17 protein-coding genes and 1 pseudogene are annotated in these 22,319 nt (G+C 61.1%); 3 read left to right on the forward strand and 15 right to left on the reverse strand.

Annotated elements, in window-relative coordinates:
* The 5 genes and pseudogenes from P8Y64_09285 to P8Y64_09305 all read right to left on the reverse strand — a co-directional run.
* The coding region (locus P8Y64_09285) for an enoyl-CoA hydratase-related protein (GenBank protein ID MEJ2060663.1) at window positions 1-1,157 on the reverse strand (1,157 nt) is incomplete at its 3' end.
* The gene (locus P8Y64_09290; GenBank protein MEJ2060664.1) at window positions 1,154-2,464 is read right to left on the reverse strand and encodes an acetyl-CoA C-acetyltransferase; all 1,311 of its coding nucleotides are present in this window, start codon (window positions 2,462-2,464) and stop codon (window positions 1,154-1,156) included. The genes P8Y64_09285 and P8Y64_09290, both read right to left, overlap by 4 nt.
* A complete protein-coding gene (locus tag P8Y64_09295; protein MEJ2060665.1) occupies window positions 2,451-4,892 on the reverse strand; it encodes an acyl-CoA dehydrogenase in 2,442 nt (813 codons plus the stop codon). Before P8Y64_09295 ends, P8Y64_09290 begins: the two co-directional genes overlap by 14 nt.
* Window positions 4,893-4,976: 84 nt before the next feature.
* Window positions 4,977-5,828, reverse strand: a complete 852-nt coding sequence (locus P8Y64_09300) for a hypothetical protein (protein ID MEJ2060666.1) — start codon at window positions 5,826-5,828, stop codon at window positions 4,977-4,979.
* Between the two features lie 75 nt (window positions 5,829-5,903).
* A pseudogene (locus P8Y64_09305) lies at window positions 5,904-7,077 on the reverse strand (aminotransferase class V-fold PLP-dependent enzyme).
* A 73-nt stretch (window positions 7,078-7,150) separates the two neighbouring features.
* Between P8Y64_09305 and P8Y64_09310 the strand changes: the two are divergent.
* Window positions 7,151-8,497, forward strand: coding sequence for an adenosylmethionine--8-amino-7-oxononanoate transaminase (locus P8Y64_09310; GenBank protein MEJ2060667.1), 1,347 nt, complete (start codon window positions 7,151-7,153; stop codon window positions 8,495-8,497).
* A 5-nt stretch (window positions 8,498-8,502) separates the two neighbouring features.
* Here P8Y64_09310 and P8Y64_09315 read toward each other — a convergent pair whose 3' ends face one another.
* The 4 genes from P8Y64_09315 to P8Y64_09330 are packed head-to-tail and all read right to left on the reverse strand — an operon-like array spanning window position 8,503 to window position 12,146.
* The gene (locus P8Y64_09315; GenBank protein MEJ2060668.1) at window positions 8,503-9,543 is read right to left on the reverse strand and encodes a succinylglutamate desuccinylase/aspartoacylase family protein; all 1,041 of its coding nucleotides are present in this window, start codon (window positions 9,541-9,543) and stop codon (window positions 8,503-8,505) included.
* 1 nt (window position 9,544) lies between these two features.
* On the reverse strand, window positions 9,545-10,450 hold the full coding sequence (gene rimK, locus P8Y64_09320) for a 30S ribosomal protein S6--L-glutamate ligase (GenBank protein ID MEJ2060669.1): 906 nt from the start codon (window positions 10,448-10,450) through the stop codon (window positions 9,545-9,547).
* Window positions 10,447-10,902 (reverse strand): ATP-dependent zinc protease, encoded by a 456-nt coding sequence (locus tag P8Y64_09325; GenBank protein ID MEJ2060670.1) that lies wholly within the window; start codon window positions 10,900-10,902, stop codon window positions 10,447-10,449. Before P8Y64_09325 ends, rimK begins: the two co-directional genes overlap by 4 nt.
* Window positions 10,899-12,146: a site-specific integrase gene (locus P8Y64_09330; GenBank protein ID MEJ2060671.1), complete on the reverse strand. Its 1,248-nt coding sequence runs from the start codon at window positions 12,144-12,146 to the stop codon at window positions 10,899-10,901. Before P8Y64_09330 ends, P8Y64_09325 begins: the two co-directional genes overlap by 4 nt.
* A gap of 369 nt (window positions 12,147-12,515) precedes the next feature.
* Between P8Y64_09330 and P8Y64_09335 the strand changes: the two genes are divergently transcribed.
* Window positions 12,516-14,969 carry an EAL domain-containing protein gene (locus P8Y64_09335; GenBank protein ID MEJ2060672.1) on the forward strand — a complete coding sequence of 818 codons (2,454 nt, stop codon included), beginning with the start codon at window positions 12,516-12,518 and terminating at the stop codon, window positions 14,967-14,969.
* Window positions 14,970-15,042: 73 nt separating this feature from the next.
* Entirely contained in the window at window positions 15,043-15,756 is a 714-nt protein-coding gene (locus P8Y64_09340) for a DsbA family protein (protein MEJ2060673.1), read from the forward strand.
* 27 nt (window positions 15,757-15,783) lie between these two features.
* Here the strand turns inward: P8Y64_09340 and P8Y64_09345 are convergent, their stop codons facing one another.
* From P8Y64_09345 to P8Y64_09370, 6 genes are all read right to left on the reverse strand, one after another.
* Window positions 15,784-17,181, reverse strand: coding sequence for a DASS family sodium-coupled anion symporter (locus P8Y64_09345; protein ID MEJ2060674.1), 1,398 nt, complete (start codon window positions 17,179-17,181; stop codon window positions 15,784-15,786).
* A 378-nt stretch (window positions 17,182-17,559) separates the two neighbouring features.
* Complete coding sequence (locus P8Y64_09350) at window positions 17,560-18,276, reverse strand: universal stress protein (GenBank protein ID MEJ2060675.1); 717 nt, start codon at window positions 18,274-18,276, stop codon at window positions 17,560-17,562.
* A 331-nt stretch (window positions 18,277-18,607) separates the two neighbouring features.
* Window positions 18,608-18,934 (reverse strand): SDR family NAD(P)-dependent oxidoreductase, encoded by a 327-nt coding sequence (locus P8Y64_09355; GenBank protein MEJ2060676.1) that lies wholly within the window; start codon window positions 18,932-18,934, stop codon window positions 18,608-18,610.
* Window positions 18,935-19,063: 129 nt separating this feature from the next.
* Window positions 19,064-19,804: a copper resistance protein B gene (locus P8Y64_09360; GenBank protein ID MEJ2060677.1), complete on the reverse strand. Its 741-nt coding sequence runs from the start codon at window positions 19,802-19,804 to the stop codon at window positions 19,064-19,066.
* A 29-nt stretch (window positions 19,805-19,833) separates the two neighbouring features.
* Window positions 19,834-21,801: a copper resistance system multicopper oxidase gene (locus tag P8Y64_09365; GenBank protein ID MEJ2060678.1), complete on the reverse strand. Its 1,968-nt coding sequence runs from the start codon at window positions 21,799-21,801 to the stop codon at window positions 19,834-19,836.
* A 104-nt stretch (window positions 21,802-21,905) separates the two neighbouring features.
* Window positions 21,906-22,289, reverse strand: a complete 384-nt coding sequence (locus P8Y64_09370) for a hypothetical protein (GenBank protein MEJ2060679.1) — start codon at window positions 22,287-22,289, stop codon at window positions 21,906-21,908.
* Window positions 22,290-22,319 lie beyond the last annotated feature (30 nt).

A 22,319-nucleotide genomic window follows, 5' to 3' on the forward strand; every position in this document is an offset into this window, starting at 1 on the left:
TCGATCACGACATCCGCGTGGCGCAGACCGACGCCACGGTTGTCGGGGATGAACCGGTCCATGGCGGCCTGAATCGCCAGCCGGTCCCGTTTGAAGCGGCGCTTGAATATCCGCTGCGCGCGATGCACGGCGCGACCCAGGGCGTTGGTGTCCTGGTCCTGCACCGTGACGCGGAATCCCTGCAGCGCACACCAGGCGGCGATGTCGCCACCCATCACGCCGCCGCCGATGACATGCACGTGGTGGATATCTTCGGCGCCCTCGCGCCCCAGCGATTTGAGGCGGTTTTGCAGTTCGAAGACCCGCACCAGGTTGCGGGCCGTCTGGCCGACGATCAGCCGCGCCACCGATTCGGCTTCGGCCTCCAGCATGGCGCGCTCGTCGCTGCCGTGTTCCACCCACAGGTCGAGCAAGGCATAGGGGGCGGGGTAATGCGCGCGCGGTGCCCTAGCGGCGACCTGACGGCGCATGATGCGCGCCAGCAGGGGACGCACCGGCTGCAGGTTGGCCAACCGCCCCTTCCAGTCCGGCGCCTGGACTGGCGGTCGGTTCATCAGGTAATAAACGGCGGCGGCGCGCAACTGACGTTCGGGCACGGCCTCGTCGACCAGCCCCATGCGCCTGGCGGCACGTGGGTCCACGGTACGACCGGACAGCATGAGATTCATCGCGGCCAGCGGACCGATACGCTGGATACTGCGCACGCTGCCGCCGAAACCGGGATGAATGCCCAGCTTCACTTCCGGCAGACCGATGCGCGTGCGTGCGCCTTCCTGTGCGATGCGGTAGTCGCAGGCCAGGGACAGTTCCAACCCACCGCCGAGACAGTAACCGTTGATCAGAGCGAGAGTGGGGAAGGGCAGCGCCGCGATGCGGTCCATGATGGCCTGCCCGCGGCGAATCATTTCCTGTGCCTGCTGCTCGTCGATGATCTGGGAAAACTCGCCCACGTCGGCCCCGGCGATAAAGGCGCCGTTTTTGCCCGAGGCGAACACCAGCCCGTGCGGCGGGTTCTGGTGCAGGTCGTCCAGAATGCCGTCCAGCTCCTCCAGGACGGCATGGGAAAGCACGTTCGCGCCGCCGGGCACATTGAGGGTGAGCCAACACATACCATGCTCGTCTGTCTCCCGCTGCCAGTTGTGAACGGTTTCGTTCATGCGCCGGCCACCTCCGGATTTTCGATCAGCAGGGCGCCGCCCTGACCGCCGCCGATGCAGAGCGTGGATATGCCGTAGCGGGCCTTTTCGCGGCGCAGGATATGGAGCAGTCTGAGGGTGATGCGAGTCCCGCTGGCGCCTACCGGGTGTCCGGCCCCGATGGCGCCACCGTCCACGTTGAGATGCTCACGTGGATATTCGCCCAGCGGTTTGTTCAGACCGAGTTCGTCCCGACAGTAATCCGCGTCCTGCCAGGCATGCAGACAGGCCAGCACCTGTGCGGCAAACGCCTCGTTGAGCTCCATGTAATCGACCTTGTCCAGGGTCAGGCGGTTGCGCTTCACCAACGGCGCGACGGCATGCACCGGTCCCAGCCCCATCTGGGCCGGACTCACACCCGCCCAGTGGCTGTCCACGACGCGCGCCAGCACCGGCAGGTCGTATTGCTTCACCGCCTTTTCGCTTGCCAGGATTACCCAGGCGGCGCCGTCGGTGATCTGCGAACTGTTGCCGGCCGTCACCTTGCCGAACTTGCGGTCGAAGACCGGCCTGAGCTTGGCCAGCTTTTCCGGCGTCGAGTCCTCGCGCACGCCGTCGTCATGCAGATACGCCTTGCCGCGGATATCGTAAAGCGGCTCGATTTCATGCAGGCGTCCTTCTTCACGGGCGCGCAGCAGGCGTTGATGCGACTCGGCGGCGTAGGCGTCCATGGCCTCGCGCGAGATGCCGAAGCGGTAGGCCAGCACTTCGGCCGTTTGCCCCATGTTGAGGCCGACCACCGGATCGGTGAGTCCTTTGAGCAATCCGACCACCACCGCGAGATGTTTGGGCCGCAGCTGCGCGAGAGCGCGCATGCGGGCGGGCAGAGTCCTGGCGCGCTGCCATTCGGCCAGCCAGGCGACCATGGTCTCGTTGAGCAGTATGGGGGCGTGGCTCATCGACTCCACACCGCCGGCCAGCACCAGGTCCGAATGGCCGTGCCGGATATTGCGGTACGCGGAATCGATGGACTGCAGCCCGGACGCGCAGTTGCGCTGCACGGTCCAGGCGGGTACGCGGTCGCCGCATCCCAGGCGCAGCGCCACCACGCGGCCGATGTTCGCCTCCGCCGGTCCCGGCATGACACAGCCCAGAATCACCTCGTCGAAGGCCTCCGGCTCGAACGGCTGGCGCAGCAGCAGCGGCCGCGCCGCGGTAATGGCGAGATCGGCTGCATGAAACGGACCGGGCGCGCCCCGCGCCTTGAGAAACGGCGTGCGGCTGCCGTCGACGATGAATACCGGGCGGTTGGTCTTACTGGTCGGCATGTCGGCCTCCCTGAAGGTACTCCGGGGTGAATTCGTCCACGCGGATGGCCTCGCGCATGCTGGCGTCGGCCTCGCGCAGACACTGCGCCTCGTCGGCATCGAGCACGCCGGCGGCCAGGGCGGCCTCCACCGGATCGTCGAGCTCGCCGACCGCGAGGACGCCCTCGCGCAAGGCTTGCCTGAGCTTGTACTCGGCCGGTTCGGCCGCGATTGCGCAGTTGAACGCGTATTCGATGCGTCCCGTACGGTCGGTCGGGTCATCGGTGATGTAGACGCCCTGCGTCAGGCGATCGCGCGTATCGGACGGTTCGAGCAGCAACGCCGCACAGGCGTGAATCAGCCTGTCGTCGGGCGGGGCATAGGGTTTGCCGAAGGGGAAGGTGACCGCGCGCAGCAGCCGGGCCAGCCAGCGCGAGGGCAGATTCCAGTACACCGCCAGCAGCGATTGCTGGGCGCGATGAATGGTCATGCGGAACGCGCAGTCCAGCAACGGGAGGTCCGCCGCGGGTTCACCTTCCTCTTCGAAGTGCTTGAGCAGCGCGGAGCCCAGATACAGGTTGGCAAGCACGTCGGCGAAACGTCCGGAAAGCCGCTCCTTGCGCTTCAGCGCGCCGCCCAGCGTCATCATGGCCAGATCGGCCGCCAACGCAAAACCCGCGCTGAGACGGGACAGCCGGCGATAGTATCTGCGTGTGACGCGCGTGCCCGGCACGCGCATCAGGCTGGCGTTGGTCAGTCCCAGCCAGGCGGTACGCACGATGTTGCTGATGAAAAAGCCGATGTGCCCGAACAGGGCGCGATCGAATTTGATCAGCGCCGCCTTGCGGTCGCTCATCTGTGCCGCGCTGATTTCGTCGAACAGATAGGGATGGCAACGTATGGCGCCCTGTCCGAAGATGATCAGGGTGCGGGTGAGGATATTGGCACCCTCGACGGTAATGCTGATGGGCAGGGTCTGATACACGCGCCCCAGGTAGTTGCTCGGCCCCAGGCAGATGCCCGAACCTCCGTGAATGTCCATGGCGTCGTTGACGATCCGGCGCATGCGCTCGGTGAGCTGATACTTGAGAATGGCGGAAATCACCGCCGGGTTCTCGCCTTGGTCCAGCGCGGCGCAGGTCAGGCGGCGGCCGGCTTCCATGATGTAGGCATTGGCGGCGATCTCGGCCAACGGTTCCTCGATACCCTCGAAGCGCCCGATGGGCAGCTTGAATTGCCGGCGCACCCGGGCGTAGGCGCCCGTGGTGCGGCTGACCGACTTGCCGGAACCGGTGCTGAGCGCCGGCAGGGAAATGCCGCGGCCTTCCGCCAGGCACTCCACCAGCATGCGCCAGCCGTGCCCGATCATGGCCGCACCACCGATCACCCAATCCATGGGGATGAACACGTCACGGCCGCGGTTGGGTCCGTTCTGAAAGGCGCTGTTCATCGGGAAGTGGCGGTTGCCGATTTCCACGCCGGGCGTATCGGTCGGAATCAACGCCAGGGTGATGCCGAGGGCGGTCTGCTCGCCGAGCAGATGCTCCGGGTCGTACAGCTTGAAGGCCAGCCCCAGCAGCACGGTGGCCACCGGCCCCAGGGTGATATAGCGCTTTTCCCAGTTGAGCCGGATGCCGAGCACGTCCTTGCGCCCCTCGAATTCGCCGCGGCACACGATGCCGGTATCGGGTATCGCCCCCGCGTCGCTGCCCGCCAGCGGCCCGGTCAGGGCAAAGCAGGGGATTTCCTCGCCGGTGGCGAGACGCGGCAGGTAATGGTCGCGCTGCGACTGGGTGCCGTAACGCAGCAGCAGCTGGGCGGGACCGAGCGAGTTGGGCACCATGACGGTGACCGCCGCCGTCACGCTGCGGCTGGCGAGTTTCATCACCACTTCGGAATGCGCCAGCGCCGAAAATTCCAGACCGCCGTAGCGGCGCGGGATGATCATGCCGAACAGCTTGTATTCCTTGATGAAGGCCCACACCGCGGGCGGCAGATCATATAGCTCGTGGGTGATCTCCCAGTCGTCGATCATGCCGCACAGTGTTTCCACCGGACCGTCCAGGAAGGCCTGCTCCTCTTCGCTCAGGCGGGCTGCGGGATAGTCGCGCAGTTTGTTCCAGTCGGGCTTGCCGGAAAACAGCTCGGCGTCCCACCAGACGCTGCCGGCCTCGATGGCCTCGCGCTCGGTGTCGGATATCTGGGGCAGGGCGCTGCGCAACAGGCGCAGGACATGCAGCGAAACCAGATACCGGCGCAGGGGCGGGATGGCGACGGGTATGAGGAAGACGAGGAATACCGCCCACAGGATCCATCCTGTCATCGTGATCCCGCCGGGCAACGTGAGCGCCGCACCGAACAGAACCAGAGCGATTGCGCTCAGCCAGAATGGCAGACGGAAATACGCCAAGACCCCGATCAGTGCCACCCCCGCCAGGAACCCGATCATCCGGCATCCTCCTCAATTCGATATTGTCGTTGTTGTTCTTTTATTGCATGCAATGTGCATCAATGCCCAACCGGATCGTGCGTGTCAGACCTCCTCTTTGGTTGCAATGCCGGCCACCGGCACTTCGGTCGATTCATGCCGATCGTCCCGGGCCGCGCACCAGGGCAGATCCTGGTAGACCGCGCATTCGCCCAGCGGATAAAGGGGATATTTGATGATGTCGAAATAGGGCGACATATCGAAATCCCGCGGCGTGAACAATTTCACATTACGTTTTTCTAGCCGAGTTTCTCCCCCGGTGCCACGCCGGACGACGGGCAGCACCGGGAAATGCACCTTCTGAAAGGCCTCGGCCATCATGGTGGAACAAATGGTGCGCGTCGCCTCGCCGGCATGCGTCTCGAACAGCGTGGAGCGCCAGCGGCGCGGCAGCAGGGGATAGGGAAACAGGAAACGCGCCAGGTCGAGCAGCTGGCGGAAATCGTAGGCGAGGCCGAGCCGGCTGACCGCCTCCTCGACGACGATAGCGGCATCATGCGCGGACAGGCCGCTGGGCCGGCACAGCCTCAGGTGAAAAGAGCGATATCTTTCCAGAGGGGAAACGTGGACACCGATCCCGAGTTCGGCCTCGATGAGCAGAGGCGTATCGGCCGGCCCGTCGTAGAACTGGCGGACGCGTTCGTGCACCACCGGGTCGACGATCTCGTCGAGTGCGCCGATATACAGCGCGGAATGGGTCCAGGGGGAGGTGTTGATGGTCTTGATGATCCGGCTCAGGCGCGTGTTGCCTTCCATCAGAATCACGTCGGCGGGGCGGGCCTGTTCGCGCAGCTGTTCGTAGTCGGAAAGCTCGGCGTGGGTGTCGCTATCCACGGGTTGCACCAGCCAACGGGTCAGGGCAATGGCACAGGCGGCTTTGAGCTTACGCAGAATCATCACTTCCCTTGGCGTCGGGATTTTCCTCGTTGTGTTTATAAGTTTAGACAACGATCCTCGAAATCGTTTTGCTTATTAGCCATCGGCCAGCAATGCCAGGGCACGGTCCATGTCCTCGCGGCGGGTGTAGTAGTGCGGAGAAAACCGGATACCGCCGCCACGCAGTGCGCACAGCACGCCCTGTGCCTGGAGATGCTCGTATACCGCCGCCACGTCGCCCGGCGGCCGGAAGGTCAAAATCCCGGAACGGCGCTCCGGGCGCAGATCTGACAGGATTTCCATCTTGTTTTCTTCTAATTTTTCAATTAGATACTGAATATTCTTAGAAATATTCTCAGATATGGTTTCAAGTCCGGTTTCCCGAATCAGGGACAGGCTAGCCTGCAGGCCGTGGATGCCCAGCATATTGGGGCTGCCGCATTCGAACCGCCGGGCGCTGTAGGCCGGCTCCCAGTCCTCGCGGTCGAAATCGTGGGCGTGCTCGACCATGTGCCAGCCGTACTGGTGCAGCCCGAGCGCATCGCGCAGTTCCGGGCGTGCGTAAAACAGGGCGATGCCCTCGGGGCCCAGCATCCACTTGTGGCCGTCCGCCACCACGAAGTCGGCCTGCGCCGCCTGCACGTCGAAGGGCAGCGCGCCGAGCTGCTGGATCGCATCCACGCAGAACAGGATATTGCGCTCGCGGCAGAAGGCGCCGATACGCGCCAGATCCATGCGCAGACCGGTGGCGTACTGGACCGCGCTGATGGCGATTACCCGGGTGTTGTCGTCAACCAGGGCGAACAGCTCGGCTTCGGGATCGTCAGATGCGCTCAGGTCCGCCAACCGGGCCTCGACACCGAAGCGCGATTCGAGCGACTGCCAGACAATGCGGTTGGAAGGGAACTCCTGGCGTGAAGTCACCACATTCTGTCCGGGCTTCCAGTCCAGACCGTGGGCGACCACGGACAGGCCTTCAGAGGTATTGTCCGGGCTTCCAGTCCAGACCGTGGGCGACCACGGACAGGCCTTCAGAGGTATTCTTGAGCAGGGCAATATCATCCGCGTCAGGCGCATTGATCAGCCAGCGCAGCTGCGCGCGCAATTCCTGCTCGACCGCCATCCAGCGCAGGTAGCGCTGCGACCCCCGGCTGCGGTTTTCCTCGGCGAAACGGCACACCGCCTCGCTGGTCCGGCGCGGCCAGGGTGCCACTGCAGCGTGGTTGAGATGGACGATGCCTTGGTCAAGTGCAAACTCAGTCGTTATCATTTGTCGTCTTGCAGGTTGCCCACGTCCATTGTGGCGCGCCATCACTCACCTCCGCAAACCGAACGCTTTTCTCATGACCAATCGAACCCTTACCGAACGTGACCTAGCCTGCGTCTGGCATCCCTGTACCCAGATGAAGGACTACGAAGAACTGCCGCTCATTCCTATCCGCCGCGGCGAAGGCGTGTGGCTGGAAGATTACGACGGCAAGCGATACATCGACGCCATCAGCTCGTGGTGGGTCAATATCTTCGGCCACAACAATCCGCGCATCAGCGGTGCGGTCAAATCCCAGCTCGATCAGCTGGAACACGTCATCCTGGCCGGGTTTACGCACGAACCGATCATCAAGCTTTCCGAGCGCCTGATCGATATCACGCCGCAAGGCCTGGAACACTGCTTTTACACCGACAACGGTTCGTCCGCCGTCGAGGCCGCCCTGAAGATGAGCTTTCATTACTGGCTCAACCAGGGGCACGGGGAGAAAACGCGCTTCATCTGCCTGTCCAACAGCTATCATGGCGAAACGCTCGGTGCACTGTCGGTCGGCGACGTGGCGCTTTACAAGGAAACCTATCGCCCGCTGCTGCTGGAATCCATCACCGTTCCCGCGCCGGATGCCTACGACCGCGAGGCGGGTGAATCCCCCGCGGACTACGCGCGTCGCATGTTCGTGCACATGGAACAGGCCCTGGAACGGCATGCCCACGAAACCTGCGCGGTCATCGTGGAACCGCTGATCCAATGCGCGGGCAGCATGCGCATGTACGACCCGGTTTATCTCGAACTGTTGCGCGAGGCCTGCGACCGCCACGGCGTACACCTGATCGCCGACGAGATCGCCGTCGGGTTCGGACGTACCGGCACGATGTTCGCCTGCGAGCAGGCGGGCATCACGCCGGACATCCTGTGCCTGTCCAAGGGCATCACGGGCGGCTACCTGCCCCTCGCCGTCGTGCTCACCCACGATTCGATTTACCAGGCCTTTTACGACGATTACGCCAGGCTGCGCGCCTTCCTGCACTCGCATTCCTACACTGGCAATCCGCTGGCCTGTAGCGCCGCGCTGGCAACCCTGGATATCTTCAGGGACGACGACGTGATTGCGAACAACCGGCAACTGGCGCATACCATGCACGACGCCTTTGCGCCGCTGGCCGACCATCCGCACGTGGGCGAGGTGCGCCAGACCGGCATGGTGCTGGCCGTGGAGATGGTGAAGGACAAGGCGACGCGCGAACCCTATCCCTGGGAGGAACGCCGCGGGTTGCGCATTTTCAGGCACGGGCTGGAGAACGAGGCCCTGCTCAGGCCGCTGGGCAACGTCAGCTATCTGATGCCGCCCTACGTCATCACCGAAGAACAGATCCGGCACCTGGCCCGCATTGTCGCCGAAGGCATCGACCTCGCCACGGCCTAGCACGCTCAAACGATAGGCGGTTCGCCGGGGATGATCGGTTCCTCTTCGTGGTCGGTCTGGAAATTTTCCAGTTGCTGCGCCACTTCGCCGACGTCCTCGAAGCGAGCAATGTGGAAGGTGGCTTCCCCCTCGTGGATGAGGGGGAGGTTGGTGCGTCCGATCACGATACCGCCGAACGGCGCCTTGATCTCGGTTTCGCGCTCGCCGAAGGCGTCTGAAACCAGGCCGAGCACCGCACCTTTTTTGATTCGTACCCCCAGCGGGGTGAGAGTCCGCAAAATGCCGCTCTCGGGGGCGCGTACCCAATGGCTGGCATGGGCCACGAAAGGTTCCGCGGGCGGCCTGGTGCGCCGCGATTTGGGCAGCATGCCGAGAGACTGCATCACATGGATCACGCCGCGTACGCCGGCGCGGATACTGAGCTCGTCGAAGCGCAGCGCCTCGCCCGCCTCGTAAACCAGCATGGGGATGCCTTTCAAATGCACCGCCTCACGCAGGGAACCGTCCCGCAGACGGGAATCGATCACCACGGGTACGGAGAACGCCCGCGCCAGACGCTCGGTTTCCGGATCGTCGAGGTTACCGCGCACCTGCGGCAGGTTGGAACGATGAATCGCCGCCGTGTGCAGATCGATGCCGTGCGTGCAGTGCGCCACGATCTCTTCCATGAACAGATGCGCCAGACGCGCGGCCAGCGAGCCGCGTTCGCTGCCCGGAAACGAACGATTCAGGTCGCGACGGTCGGGCAGGTAGCGCGAATGGTGCAGGACGCCGTAAACGTTCACCATCGGGATCACCACCAGCATGCCGCGCAGGCGCTGCAGGGTTTTGTGTTTCAGCACACGGCGAATGATCTCCACGCCGTTGAGTTCGTCGCCGTGGATTGCCGCTGTCACGAACAGCCGCGGCCCGTCACGTTTCCCGCGAATCACGTGGACCGGCATGCTGAGCGGGGTATGCGTATACAACCGGGGCAGGGGCAGGTCTATGGTCTGCCGGGTGCCGGGAGCGATGTCCTTGCCGCCGATTCGAATGGGCTCGGCCATTTCAACCCTTGCCGCGCGTCCGGGTGCGATACGGCCGCGCATTGCTTTCGATGAATTCCACGATCATGCCGGCAATATCCCTGCCGGTGATGGCCTCGATGCCCTCCAGACCCGGCGAGGAATTGACCTCGAGCACCAGCGGACCGTGGTCGGAGCGGACGATGTCGACGCCGGCCACATTCAGCCCCATGGTGCGCGCCGCCTTCACGGCCGTGGCCCGTTCCGCCGGCGTCAGCTTGACGTGACTCGCATTGCCGCCGCGATGCAGATTGGAACGGAATTCGCCCTCCCGCGCCTGGCGCATCATGGAGGCGACCACCTTGTTGCCGATCACCAGGCAGCGGATATCGGAACCGCCGGCCTCCTTCACGAACTGCTGCACCAGGAAGTTCGCGTTCAGCTCGCGGAATGCATCGATGACGCTCTCCGCCGCCTTGCGTGTTTCGGCTAGCACCACGCCCTTGCCCTGAGTGCCTTCCAGCAGCTTGATCACCACCGGTGCACCGCCGACCAGGTTGATGACCTGGCGGATATCGGCAGGGGAGTGGGCGAACCCGGTCACCGGCATCCCGACCCCCTTGCGCGCCAGCAGTTGCAGGGAACGCAGCTTGTCGCGGGAACGGCCGATGGCCACGGATTCGTTCAGCGGGAACACGCCCATCATCTCGAACTGGCGCAGCACGGCCGCCCCGTAAAACGTGATCGAGGCGCCGATACGCGGTATGACCGCATCGATGTCGGACAGCTCGACATTCTTGTAGAAGATGCTCTGCCGCGCCGAGGTGATATCGAATACGCATTTGAGCGGATCGGCCACGACCGCCTCGTGACCGCGCTGCTCTGCGGCCTCGACCAGCCTGCGTGTGGAATACAGCTTCTTGTTACGGGAAAGAATGAGAATCTTCATGGTTGAGGATGCCTGAGTTTCCCCGACAAAAGATAAGAGCGCGACACGTCAACCAGGAAGTGGCCATCGAGCGCGGAGCGTCCCAACAACATGCGAAACTGCATGGTATCCCGATTGGTCAGCGTGAGTTCAACCGGCCAGCTGTATTTCCCCAGGGTCACTTGGCTTTGGATCACGTAACGCGCCTCCCTGTGCCCGCCTGAATCACTGACCACCCGCTGATCGATCACGGGTGCCTGGCAATGAATCACCTCGATCTGATTCTTCTGTAGCGGGTGCACACCGAAGCGCACCCAAAGCGCCTCGTCGCGCTGCTCGGGCTCGACGTAAAAGGCGTGCAGCGCGGAGGTGCGCGCACCCGTATCCACCTTGGCCTTGATGCGCGGAATACCCAGTTCGTCGATTGCCAGCCACTCGCGCCAGCCGATGATTCGTTGCGGCTTGTCGCTCATTCCGGTCGAAGCCGCTTGTTGCGCGCGCTGCGATGCCGCTCGCGCCGCTCCACGTCGATATAGCGGTCCGTGATCGCGCTCGAACCGTGACCGGCATCATCGCGCACGTGTTCGCGCGGCCGGAACTTCACGTCATCCGAAATCCCGGTGTGGCGCAGCCAGTGCACGGTGGCCGACTTGAGGCTTTCCGCGTCCTCGCTGAAGCCGTCATCCATCATACGCGCGACGGCCCGGTCGAAACAGTGCTGCACGATGGCGCGGATCTGACGGGTGCTGCCGATGCCACCGCGACCGCGATTGCGCATCACCAGCGGCGTGGTCTCGCCCGGCGCCGGCAATTCGGACAGGCCCAGGTAACGGCGATAACGCTTCAGCGCACGCAGCATGTCGTCACTGACCGAGATGTCGCGCTCCTTGTTGCCCTTGCCGACGGTCGTGAACCACCAATTGCCCTCGATATCCTGATGGAAGTCGCCCATTTGCGGCACCCAGCGGGGCCGGGCGGCCAGCTCGGAGATACGCAGGTACATCCCGTACAACGCCTCCATCACGAACAGCGTGCGCTCATGCTCCTCCGGCTGCTCCGCCGCCATCATTTCGGCGGTTTCGATGACGTAGGCCCACTGCAGTTCCGAGAGGCGGCGGATCTTTGCCTGGGTCTGGCGCTTGCGCAGAAACCGGCTTTTCTGACGGATCTGCGCCACCGGATTGAAGGCGACGTACTCCTCCTGGATCAGGTAATTGAAAAAGCTGCTCAGCACCGAAAAGATGGCCTGGATCCCGCCCTGGGACAGGCTGTAGAGAGACGGGTCCGGTGCCTTGGCCTCTGCCGCCTTGGCACGGCGGGCCACGAAGGGCCGCCAGGCCGGGTTCGGCACCCGCCGGCCTTCGCTGTCCACGAATCGCGATACGGTCTTGACCCCGATCCAGGCCAGCGGTGGGTATTGGCAGAACTCGACGAAGGCCTCGATATCCGCCCGCTTGAGCTGGATCAATGAACAGCCGGCGAACAACCACGACCATTGCAGCAGCCGTTCCAGTTCGCGCCGGTAGGATGCGAACGTGTCCTGGCTGCCGCGATAGCTGTATAGAAATTCACCGGCCCTGCGGTAGTCCTCGAAGGCACCGTCCGGCAACCCCCGGACGGCAACATGCTGATCAAAAAATGCCCGAATGCTGCGCTCATCGTGCATCGATTCGACATGGTCGAACAGCGGGGTAGGAGAGGTCTTTGCAGGATCCATAAAGTCGATTCAATCAGGCATTGGCATCAAGTGCATATCCGACGGGCAACCATCTTGCCACACACAAACCCAACCCATCGGGACGTTCAATATATTCCTTTATTTTTAATAAGTTAATAACTGATTTTGAAATACAAGACAATATTTCCTTTTTTNATACGGTTATTTACATATAATTTTTTTAAGGTCATTATCATTCACGCAAATGACGACGGCTTATTGCCGGAAATCGTACCCAGTTGCCGATGAAGACTCATCAGCGTGAGGGGACGGGCTCATTTAGACGGCCCACTCCACGTATACAGCTGACGGATAGCCCGTCTGCCCCTCGCCATTGGCATCCAAATACAACCATAAGAACGTCATCACATGCCGAACCATGCATTCAAGGAGTTGCTGCTTGAGGGCGCCGAGGAACACATCGCCTATGCAATCGATCAACACGCCATCGTCAGCATCACCGACGCTGTCGGCACCATCATCTACGTCAATGACAAGTTCTGCCAGGTAAGCGGCTACAGCCGCCAGGAACTGCTGGGCGAAAACCATCGGATCATCAAATCCGATTATCACTCGGATGCATACTTTACCGAGCTGTGGACGACGATATCGCAGGGCGATATCTGGCATGGCACGGTCAGGAACCGGAAAAAGGACGGCGGCTATTACTGGGTGGAGACCACCATCGTCCCGATTCTGGACAAAAACGAGATCCCGTATCAGTACGTTTCAATCCGTACGGAAATCACGAGGCTGATCGACTCCATGGATGCGCTGGCCAAAAGCGAGGAGCGCCTGGCCCGCAGCCAGAAATACGCAAACATCGGCACCTGGGAATGGAATATACAGTCAGGCGATGTCTACAGATCCGAAGGCGTCAGCATGCTGTTCGGGGATAAAAATCCGGCGCAAAAATCCACCATTGACCAGTTTATTCATGCCATCTATCAGAACGACAGAAAAAGTGTCCTGAACGCGCTGGAAAACTGTATTGATCACAGCCAAGCGTATGATATCGAATACCGCGTGGTCTGGACCGATGGATCCATCAAATGGCTGCATTCCCGGGGAGACGTGGTCTGGGGAGAAGAGGGCAGGCCACTGCGCATGCTGGGCGTTGTGCAGGACATTTCCAGGCGCAAGCAGACCGAACAAGCCCTTAAGGAATCCGAGAAGAAATATCGTGCACTTTTTGAAAACGCCAGCGATGCCATCATCATGGCCGATGAGAACGGACAGCTCATTGATGCCAACCGACGCGCAACCAAGCTGCTGGACTTTACAAAAGAAGAATTAACCGGCTTGAGCTTTTTTGATATACACCCGGAATCGGAACTGAGCCGAATTACCTCATCGTTCAGGGAGCTCAAGAAAAAAGGCACCGTCGTCTGTCATGAAACCCTCGATCGATGCAGGGACGGCAGACAGATTCCCGTCGATATCACGGCAACCATCGTCGAAATCGGCGACCGGAAAATCATACTTTCCATTCATCACGACATCACCGAACATAAGACCCGCGAGGAAAACCGGCTCAGGGAGGTGAAGTATTTCGACAGCCTGACGGGGCTGCCCAATCGCTCCTTGTTCCTGGAAAGCCTGGGACAATATCTGGCTGATCAAACCCACGCATACACTTGCGTACTGCTGATCGATATCGACCGGTTCCAACAGATCAACGAGGCGCTGGGGCACAATGCAGGCGACCAGCTCCTGACGCAGGTTGCCAAAAGACTGCGTATCACGACGGATCATAATCTGGTCGCCAGACTGGGCGGGGACGAGTTCGCCATTCTGTGCCCCAATCTCAAATGCCCCGAGGACGTCGGCACTATCGCCGAAACGATCATTCAGCATCTGTCGCAGCCGATGATGTTCAACGGCAAAACGATCGCCATCTCGGTCAGTATCGGCATCAGTCATAGCGCCAGAGACAACCGGATCGCCCCCGATGCGCTGCTGCAGCAGGCGGATTCCGCTCTGTACGAAGCCAAACGGCGTGGCCGAAAGACCTATCAGGTCTACACTCCCGAAATGGGGGCCCGCACCCAGAATACCGCGTCTCTTGCGCACATGCTGCGCGGGGCGGTTTCGAGAAACGAGCTTCGTTTGGTTTACCAGCCGCAGTTCGACATCCACAGCGGAAAAATCATCGGCCTAGAAGCGCTGGCCCGCTGGCGACATCCGGAGCGGGGCGAAATTCCGCCCACGGTATTCATCCCACTGGCGGAAGAGATCGGCGAGATCGACACCATCTGGCGATGGGTATTGAATGAGGCCTGCCGCGAAGCCGCCCATTGGAAAAATCGCCATCGCGATGATTGTGTCGTCGCGGTCAACCTGTCCGGGGTACAGCTCAGGGACGCCGATCTGCCCGAAGTCGTAGCTGAAACGCTGGCCAGGACAGGGTTGCCGCCGCAGCTGCTGGAAATCGAGCTCACGGAAAGCATTCTGATGCGCGACAGCGAGCTGACCGTTGAAATACTCAGGACATTGAACAAAATGGGCGTGCGTCTGGCCATCGACGATTTTGGTACCGGCTATTCGTCGCTGAGCTATCTGACCCGTTTTTCCATCGATAAGCTTAAGATCGACCGGTCCTTCGTCCAGAATGCGCCCAGCAATACGCGTGTCGGCATGATTGCCAAGACCATTATTGGCATGGCCAAAGGATTGAACTTGCGTGTCATCGCGGAGGGTGTGGATACCGACGAACAATTCGAATTCTTCAAAGCGCACGGATGCGATGAAATCCAGGGGTTTCTGATCAGTCCGCCGCTTTCCCCGGACCAGTTGGACACCCTCATGGACTCAAGCGTATAAACAGGCAATATCCTTATCCACGTTGTTCATCAGCACTAAAATCAGAAGTATTTAAAAGGCAGGAGAAACAGGCGTGGAAAAGCAAACCGGGTCGGTACAGATCGAGTATTTCACGGATGTTCTGTGTATCTGGGCCTATGCGGGTCAGGCCCGCATTGACGAACTGCGACGCAATTTTGGTCCCAGGCTCGAGATCAGATATCGCTTTTTCCCGTTATTCGGTGCCGCACACGCACGCATCGACGAAGGCTGGCGCAACCAGGGCGGTATACAGGCCTTCAACCGGCATTTGTCCGAGGTGGCATCCCAATGGACGCACATCGCCATCCATCCGGAGATATGGCTGAAAACCGCACCCGCCTCATCGGTGCCGGCACACCTGTTTCTGAAGGCGATCCAGCTACTTGAGGCCCGTGGTGAACTGCAAACCAACAACACCGCAACGGCACCTGGTCGAAATGCGTTTGAAGAGGCTGTCTGGCATATACGGGAACGGTTCTTCCAAGATGGTGAAGACGTGGCGACACGCCGCGTTCAGGAAGACATCGCGCGCGGCCTCGGATTTTCAGTCGATCAGATATGGGATCTGATCGACAGCGGCGAAGCACACGCCGAACTGCACCTGGACATGTTAGCCAAGGAACAGCACCAGATTCCGGGTAGTCCATGCCTGGTACTGAATGACGGCCGCCAGCAGCTATACGGCAATGTCGGCTACCGGATCATGGAAGCCAATGTCACCCAACTGCTAAGCGATCCGGATTTCGGCGCGGCCAGTTGGTGTTAAAACACACAAAATGTGGTGCGTCGTCTCTCAGAAGCTGATCCCGAACACGTGCGGGGCGAGCCATTGCATGGCGCTGTAGATCAGCAGGATGGAGATCAGATTCATCCAAATCCCCGCTTTCATCATGTCCGAGATGTGCAGTTTCTCGTAGGAAAATACGATGGCGTTGGGCGGCGTTGCCACCGGCATCATGAAGGCCATGGATGAGGCCAGCGCCACCGGAATGGCCAGCACCATCGGACTCTTCCCCATGCCCACCGCCACCGCGCCGAGGATCGGCAGAAAGGTTGCGGTGGTGGCAGTATTTGAGGTCAACTCGGTAAGAGCGACGATCGCGATAATGGTCATCAGCGCAACCAGACTCACGTTGATCGAACCCAACCCCGCCACCGCCGCACCGATGGCCTCTGCCAGACCAGTGCTCTTGAAGGCGCCGGCCAGCGCCAGGCCGCCGCCGAACAGCAGCAGCACACCCCAGGGCACCAGTTTGGCGGCTTGCCAATCCAGGGTGAGCTGCCCCTCATGGATGGAAGCGGGCAGGGCGAACAACAGGACCGCTGCCAGCAGGGCGATGGTGGTATCGGTCACAGCCAGGCCGGTCAAAGCGGTCAGTGACGAACGAAAGATCCACAGTATCGCCGTGCACAGGAACACCACCAGCACAATCTGCTCGCCGCGCGACATCGGTCCCAGCTGCTGCAGTTCCTTGTCGATCAAGCCGGCCGCTTCGCCAAGATCGATGTCCTTGACTCGGAACAACACCCGGCACAGCAGCAACCAGGTCAGCGGCAGCAATAGCACCACCAGCGGTACACCGATCAGCATCCAGGTGCTGAAATCGATGTGAATGCCGTAGGTATCGGCGAGAAAACCCGCCAGCAGCACGTTGGGTGGCGTGCCGATGAGTGTTCCGACGCCGCCGATGGAGGCGCTGTACGCCACACCGAGCAGCAACGCAATACCGAAGCGTCGCGCCTTGTCCAGGTCGTTCACGCGTGTGGCGACGAACTCGACCATGGAAATGGCCACGGCGTACATCATCACCGCCGTCGCAGTGTTGGATATCCACATGGACAGCAATGCTGTCGCCAGCATGAAACCGGCGATGATGCCCTGCGGCCGAGTGCCGGCGATCTTCACGATGCGCAGGGCAATGCGCTTGTGCAGCATCCAGCGCTGCATCGCCGCGGCGATCAAAAAGCCCCCCAGGAACAAAAAAATCAACGGATCGCCATAGCTGGCTCCGACCGACTTCTGTCCGGCGATACCCAGCAGCGGCATCATCGGAATAGGCAGCAGTGCAGTCACCGCCATGGGTACCGCCTCGCTCATCCACCAGATCACCATCCACGCCGCCAGTGCCACCAGCCGCCAGGCTTCGGGATTCAGGTCGGTTGGCGCGGGTAGCAACATCAGCACCAGCATGGCCAACGGGCCCAACCAGAGCCCGATCAGTTTCTTGCGAGGGATTGGCACGATATATCGAAGCTCCGTTCAGTCCGGTGTTACGCGGTTATCTGATAGAAGCCCCAGAGTACACGTTTACTGTCCGGAAGCGTCAAACCCTGCATTACAGGACTAATAATTAGACTAAATAACAGTTAGTTAAAGCTTATTCTTAATGTTAATTTGATAGTGAAGACATGCCGAATCACCCCACCCATTACTTCCTGTAATAAAGATTACAGGAAGTAATGGGTTTCTAGTCCGGTAACACTTAACACTGACTGGTCATTAGACGATGGCAAGAAGCAACCGTCGTGTACAGACAGCGGTGCCCTTCCCTTTAACTTGAGCGTCCTGTCATTGGGGCGGCACGACGAGAATGGCGACATGGGAGTTATACAAGAGACGACAAGCTATAGATCCCGGTCCGTGCACACCCGAATCTTCCTTGTTGCACAGACCCATGACAATCAAGCCTGCATGGTACTTCGTCGCAAGCGATGCGATATTTTCGGCCGGCTCGCCGAGCGACACTTCCAGCTTTATCGATGCGTCACCGAAGTGTGCAGCAAACTTCTCAAGCTGACGCTGCGCGAGAACCACGTTTCTCTCGTCCACGCCTTCGACAAGTTCACGCCACCGCTCGGGTACAACGACGGGCTGAACGATATGGACGGATACGAGCGGAACGTCAAGGTCGTGCGCGAGCTCAAAGGCCCATGGGACCGCCGCAGAAGAACCCTCTCGAAAGTCGGTCGCCACGAGGATCCGCCCAAGATGGTCCACCGGCGATCGGCTCGCGCTTGGCTTGAGTCCGCCACCTTTCGGTATGGCAAGAAGCGGCTTCTTTGTGCCATGCAACACCCGTTGGGTTGTCGAGCCGAGCATTAACTTTCGTAAACCACCCAACCCTTGCGTCCCCATCACAATCAGGTCTGAAGCTTCTCGTCGGCTGATTTCTAGAATTTTCTCCGATGCGTCGCCGGTCTCCACTTCCAAGTGCAGTTTTAAGCGATGTTGCACATGTTCCGGCAACGCCGCGTTGACAAACTCACGCAGCGCGTGACTCAGCATTGAACCCGGCGTGCATCCGTGCAAGCGTGGGGACAATCACGGTGAGAACTGTAAGCTGACTACCGCGTCGCTCCGCGATGGCGGATGCCCATACCAGTGCCTCCCGTGATTGCTCGGAGAAGTCGATGGGACAAAGAATGGAACGTATCGCCAGCATAAAAGACTCTCTTTGAGGTTAAGCTGCGGCTCTCTCATTCCCTATTGCGTAAAATTATTCATCGGCGAACATCGCGACGCCATGAATACCGCCATCCGCACATACTAGCTACAACAGTAGAGCGATGTCGAAAAAGCGGGCCATTCCGCAAGCCTTTCTGCTGCCGGTCCCCGCCTACACCGGCTGGACCGTCGGGCGGAACAGGATTTCGTTCACGTCCACGTCGTCCGGCTGGGATATCGCGAAAGCAACCATACTGGCCATGGTGCTGGCCGGTACGCCGATTTTGGCCACGACGTCACTGACGTTTTCAGCCAGGCCGGGTTCGGTGATGTGATCGGTCAGCTCCGTCCGTACCGCACCGGGCGAGATGGTGGTCACGCGAATGTTGTAGTCCTTCACTTCCTGCCGAAACCCTTCAGAGATAGCCCGGACCGCGTGCTTGGTCGCGCAATAGACTGCACCGGTGGCAACGACTCTTTGTATCTGAAAACTGCCAATGCCAGACCGGAAATCATCCGGGTCCGGTAGCGCCTGCTTTCAGCTTCAATAATTCATGTGGTGGCAATAAAAAACGGGGCGCCTTTGGCGCCCCGAAAAACCACTGAACTGCTTGATCTCCCGGTGCCCCTACCACCAGGAACGAATGCCCACGACGTACTGGGTGTCCTGCACCGATTCGTTGGCCTGGCGGGCATATTCGGCCGTGCCGCCGTATGTACCCGTCCATACCACGCCCACATAAGGTGAGAACTCGCGCCGGATCTCGTAGCGCAGCCGCAGCCCCAGGTCGAGGCTGGACAGCCCGGTACCGAGACCGCGCTCCGGATCGGGCTTGCCGTAGAAATTGGCCTCCACCTCCGGCATGAGCACCCAGCGCTGGGTCAGGAAGAGCTCGTATTCGGCCTTGAGCCGGGCGGCGGTGCGCTCCTCGTCACCGACGTAGGCGGTGGCATCGACATCGAACCGATAAGGCGCCAATCCCTTGAAGCCGACACCGGCCCAATCCCGGGCCGGTTTGTCTCCGGTCTTAAAGTCGTGCCGAGCACCAATCTGCAAATCCCAGAAGGCGGCGATGGCGCGACTGTAATAGGCCTCCAGGTCCGCTTCCTCGGTCTTGCCATCGAGCACGTCACCCTCGGTCTTCAGCCAAAGCTTGTTGATATCGCTGCCAATCCAGGCCTGCCCTTCCCAGTAGGTTACGGTGCCGGCCTCCGTGTCGCGCGCCTCCAGGCGGTCGAGCATGAATTTAGACAAAATGACGTTGTCGTGGATGGGCAGCGGCCATTTCTGCTGCGCCTCCTGTGCCCCGGCGACGCCCACGGCGGCGGTCAGTGCCAGGAACAACGCAATCGATCGCTTATGCATCATGATGAATCCCCTTTTGCGATGTACCAGGCTCATACCACGTCCACCTCGCGGAACATGCCCGCCTTCATGTGGTAAAGCAGATGACAGTGGTAAGCCCACCGCCCCCTGGCATCCGCCAGCACGCGGTAACTGACCGCATGCCCCGGTTTCACGCTCACTGTGTGCTTGCGTACCTGGAAACCGCCGTCGGGATTCTCGACCTCGCTCCACAACCCGTGCAGATGAATCGGATGATCCATCATGGTGTCGTTCACCAGCACGATGCGCAGCCGTTCGCCGTAGGTGAAACGCAGCGGTTCGGCATCCGAGAACTTCACGCCGTCGAACGACCACATGTAACGCTCCATGTTGCCGGTCAGGTGCAGTTCGATGGTGCGATCCGGATCGCGCTCGTCCAGCCAATGCCCCACGGTGTGCAGATCGGCGTAGGTCAGCACGCGCCGTCCGTTGTGCCGCAAACCGGCACCCGGGTCATCGAGTCGTGTCGAAACCACATCCGCGTGCATGGCCGTACCGGGGCCGTACTCGGTCGCAGGATGATGCTTGACCTGCATCATGCCGCCGCCGGACGAGCTCTGGCCCGCTCCGTTCATCGCCATACCGCCCACACCGGCCGCGGCCGGCGTCCCGTGCCCCATGGCGGCGTGATCCATGGCTGCCGGCCCACTTCCCTGTGCCATGCTCCCCTGGTTCGGCGCGTTCATATCCATACCACTCATGCCGGATGAGGTGGACGCCGCATGTGTCATGGCGCCCTGCCCGCTTCCCTGGGACATGACCATGCCACTTTGATTCGCACCACTCATGTCCATACCACCCATGCCACTCATACCGGCCATGGACATGCCTGCATCCGACATGCTCAGCGTCGGCACCGGATCCATGGGCGGGACTTCGGCCTGCATGCCGGCACGCGGCGCGAGGGTGCCGCGCGCATAACCGGACCGGTCGATGGATTGGGCGAAGATGGTGTAGGCCGAATCGCCGTACGGCTCGACAACGACGTCGTAGGTCTCGGCCACGCCGATGCGGAATTCATCCACCGTTACCGGATGCACGTTCTGGCCATCGGCTGCAACCACCGTCATCTTCAGGCCGGGGATGCGCACGTCGAAATAACTCATCGCCGAACCGTTGATGAAACGCAGCCGCACGCGTTCGCCCTTGCGGAACACGCCCGTCCAGTTGCCCGCCGGGGCGGTACCGTTCATCAGGTAGGTGTAGGTGGCGCCGGACACATCGGCCAGATCGCGCGGGCTCATACGCATACGATCCCACATGGCCCGGTATTCGACCGCTTCGGTGAAACCCTCCTTTTTCACCCGGCGGAAGAAATCGCCCACCGTCGGTTTGGCGTAGTTGTAATAGCCGTCGGCCTCCTTGAGCTTGGCGAACACGCGCTCGGGATCTTCGTCGGTCCAGTCAGACAGCAGGACCACGTGGTCGCGATCGAAGCCGACGGGATCCTGCTGGCGCGGCTCGATGACAATCGCACCGTAAATGCCGGTCTGTTCCTGGAAGCCTGAATGGCTGTGGTACCAGTACGTACCGCTTTGTCCCACCTTGAAGCGGTAAACGAAGGTCTCGCCCGGCGCGATGCCACCATAGGTCAGCCCCGGCACGCCGTCCATCTCGTTGGGCAGAATGATGCCGTGCCAATGAATCGAGGTGGATACCCGCAACCGGTTGGTGACGCGCAGGGTGACCGTATCGCCTTCGCGCCAGCGCAGCACCGGTGCGGGAATCTGGCCGTTGACCGTGGTGGCCATACGCGGCCGGCCGGTGAAATTCACCGGTGTTTCACCGATCACCAGATCGAAATCGGTGCCGGACAACTCCCGAGGTGTCATTCCGTCGGCGGGCGTAGCCGCCCAAAGCGGCCTGGGGGCAAGACCCAAGCCGGCCATCACACCGCCGGCCACCAGCCCTTGCACGAACTGTCGCCGCGACAGACTGACCGCGTCAGCCGGCGCGTACGTATTGCGTCGATTTTTCACGTTGAAGTCCTCCATGCGAGACCGGCGTACAGGCAGCGCCTGTCCGGACTCGCGAACAAAAAGGGAAAAGCACTAAACGGCGCACGAACGTGCGCGGATCGAACTTATGCCCGGGGAGGACGCAACGGTGGTCGGGAAGGACGAATAATCAAAGCGGGAATCGCGGCGGTCGCCAGGCTAGATACGGGCGACTCGGTGCGGATCTGGAACAGGCTGCCCAGCAGAGGCGCCATGCAGTGGAATGCACAAAGGCCGGTATCGCCTGAACAGCAATCCATGCTCTGCTGTTGCTGATGATGCATCTGTTCGGTCGCCATACCCGGCTGGTCACAGTCAGGCTCGAGGCTGCCTGCAACCAGTTGTCCAGCAACAGCAGGCATCGGCAACAGAGCCAGGCCGTTACCCACGGCGGTTATCAGCACGAGCAGGACCATCAGCGCGCGGAGGCGCCAATCCTGCTTCCAACGGGAAAACCGTGCGATGCTCATCGGTTGGGTGCTATGCGATCCCAAGTGTCT

The sequence above is a fragment of the Gammaproteobacteria bacterium genome (genome assembly GCA_037388465.1).
Taxonomy (GTDB): Bacteria; Pseudomonadota; Gammaproteobacteria; order SpSt-1174; family SpSt-1174; genus JARRKE01.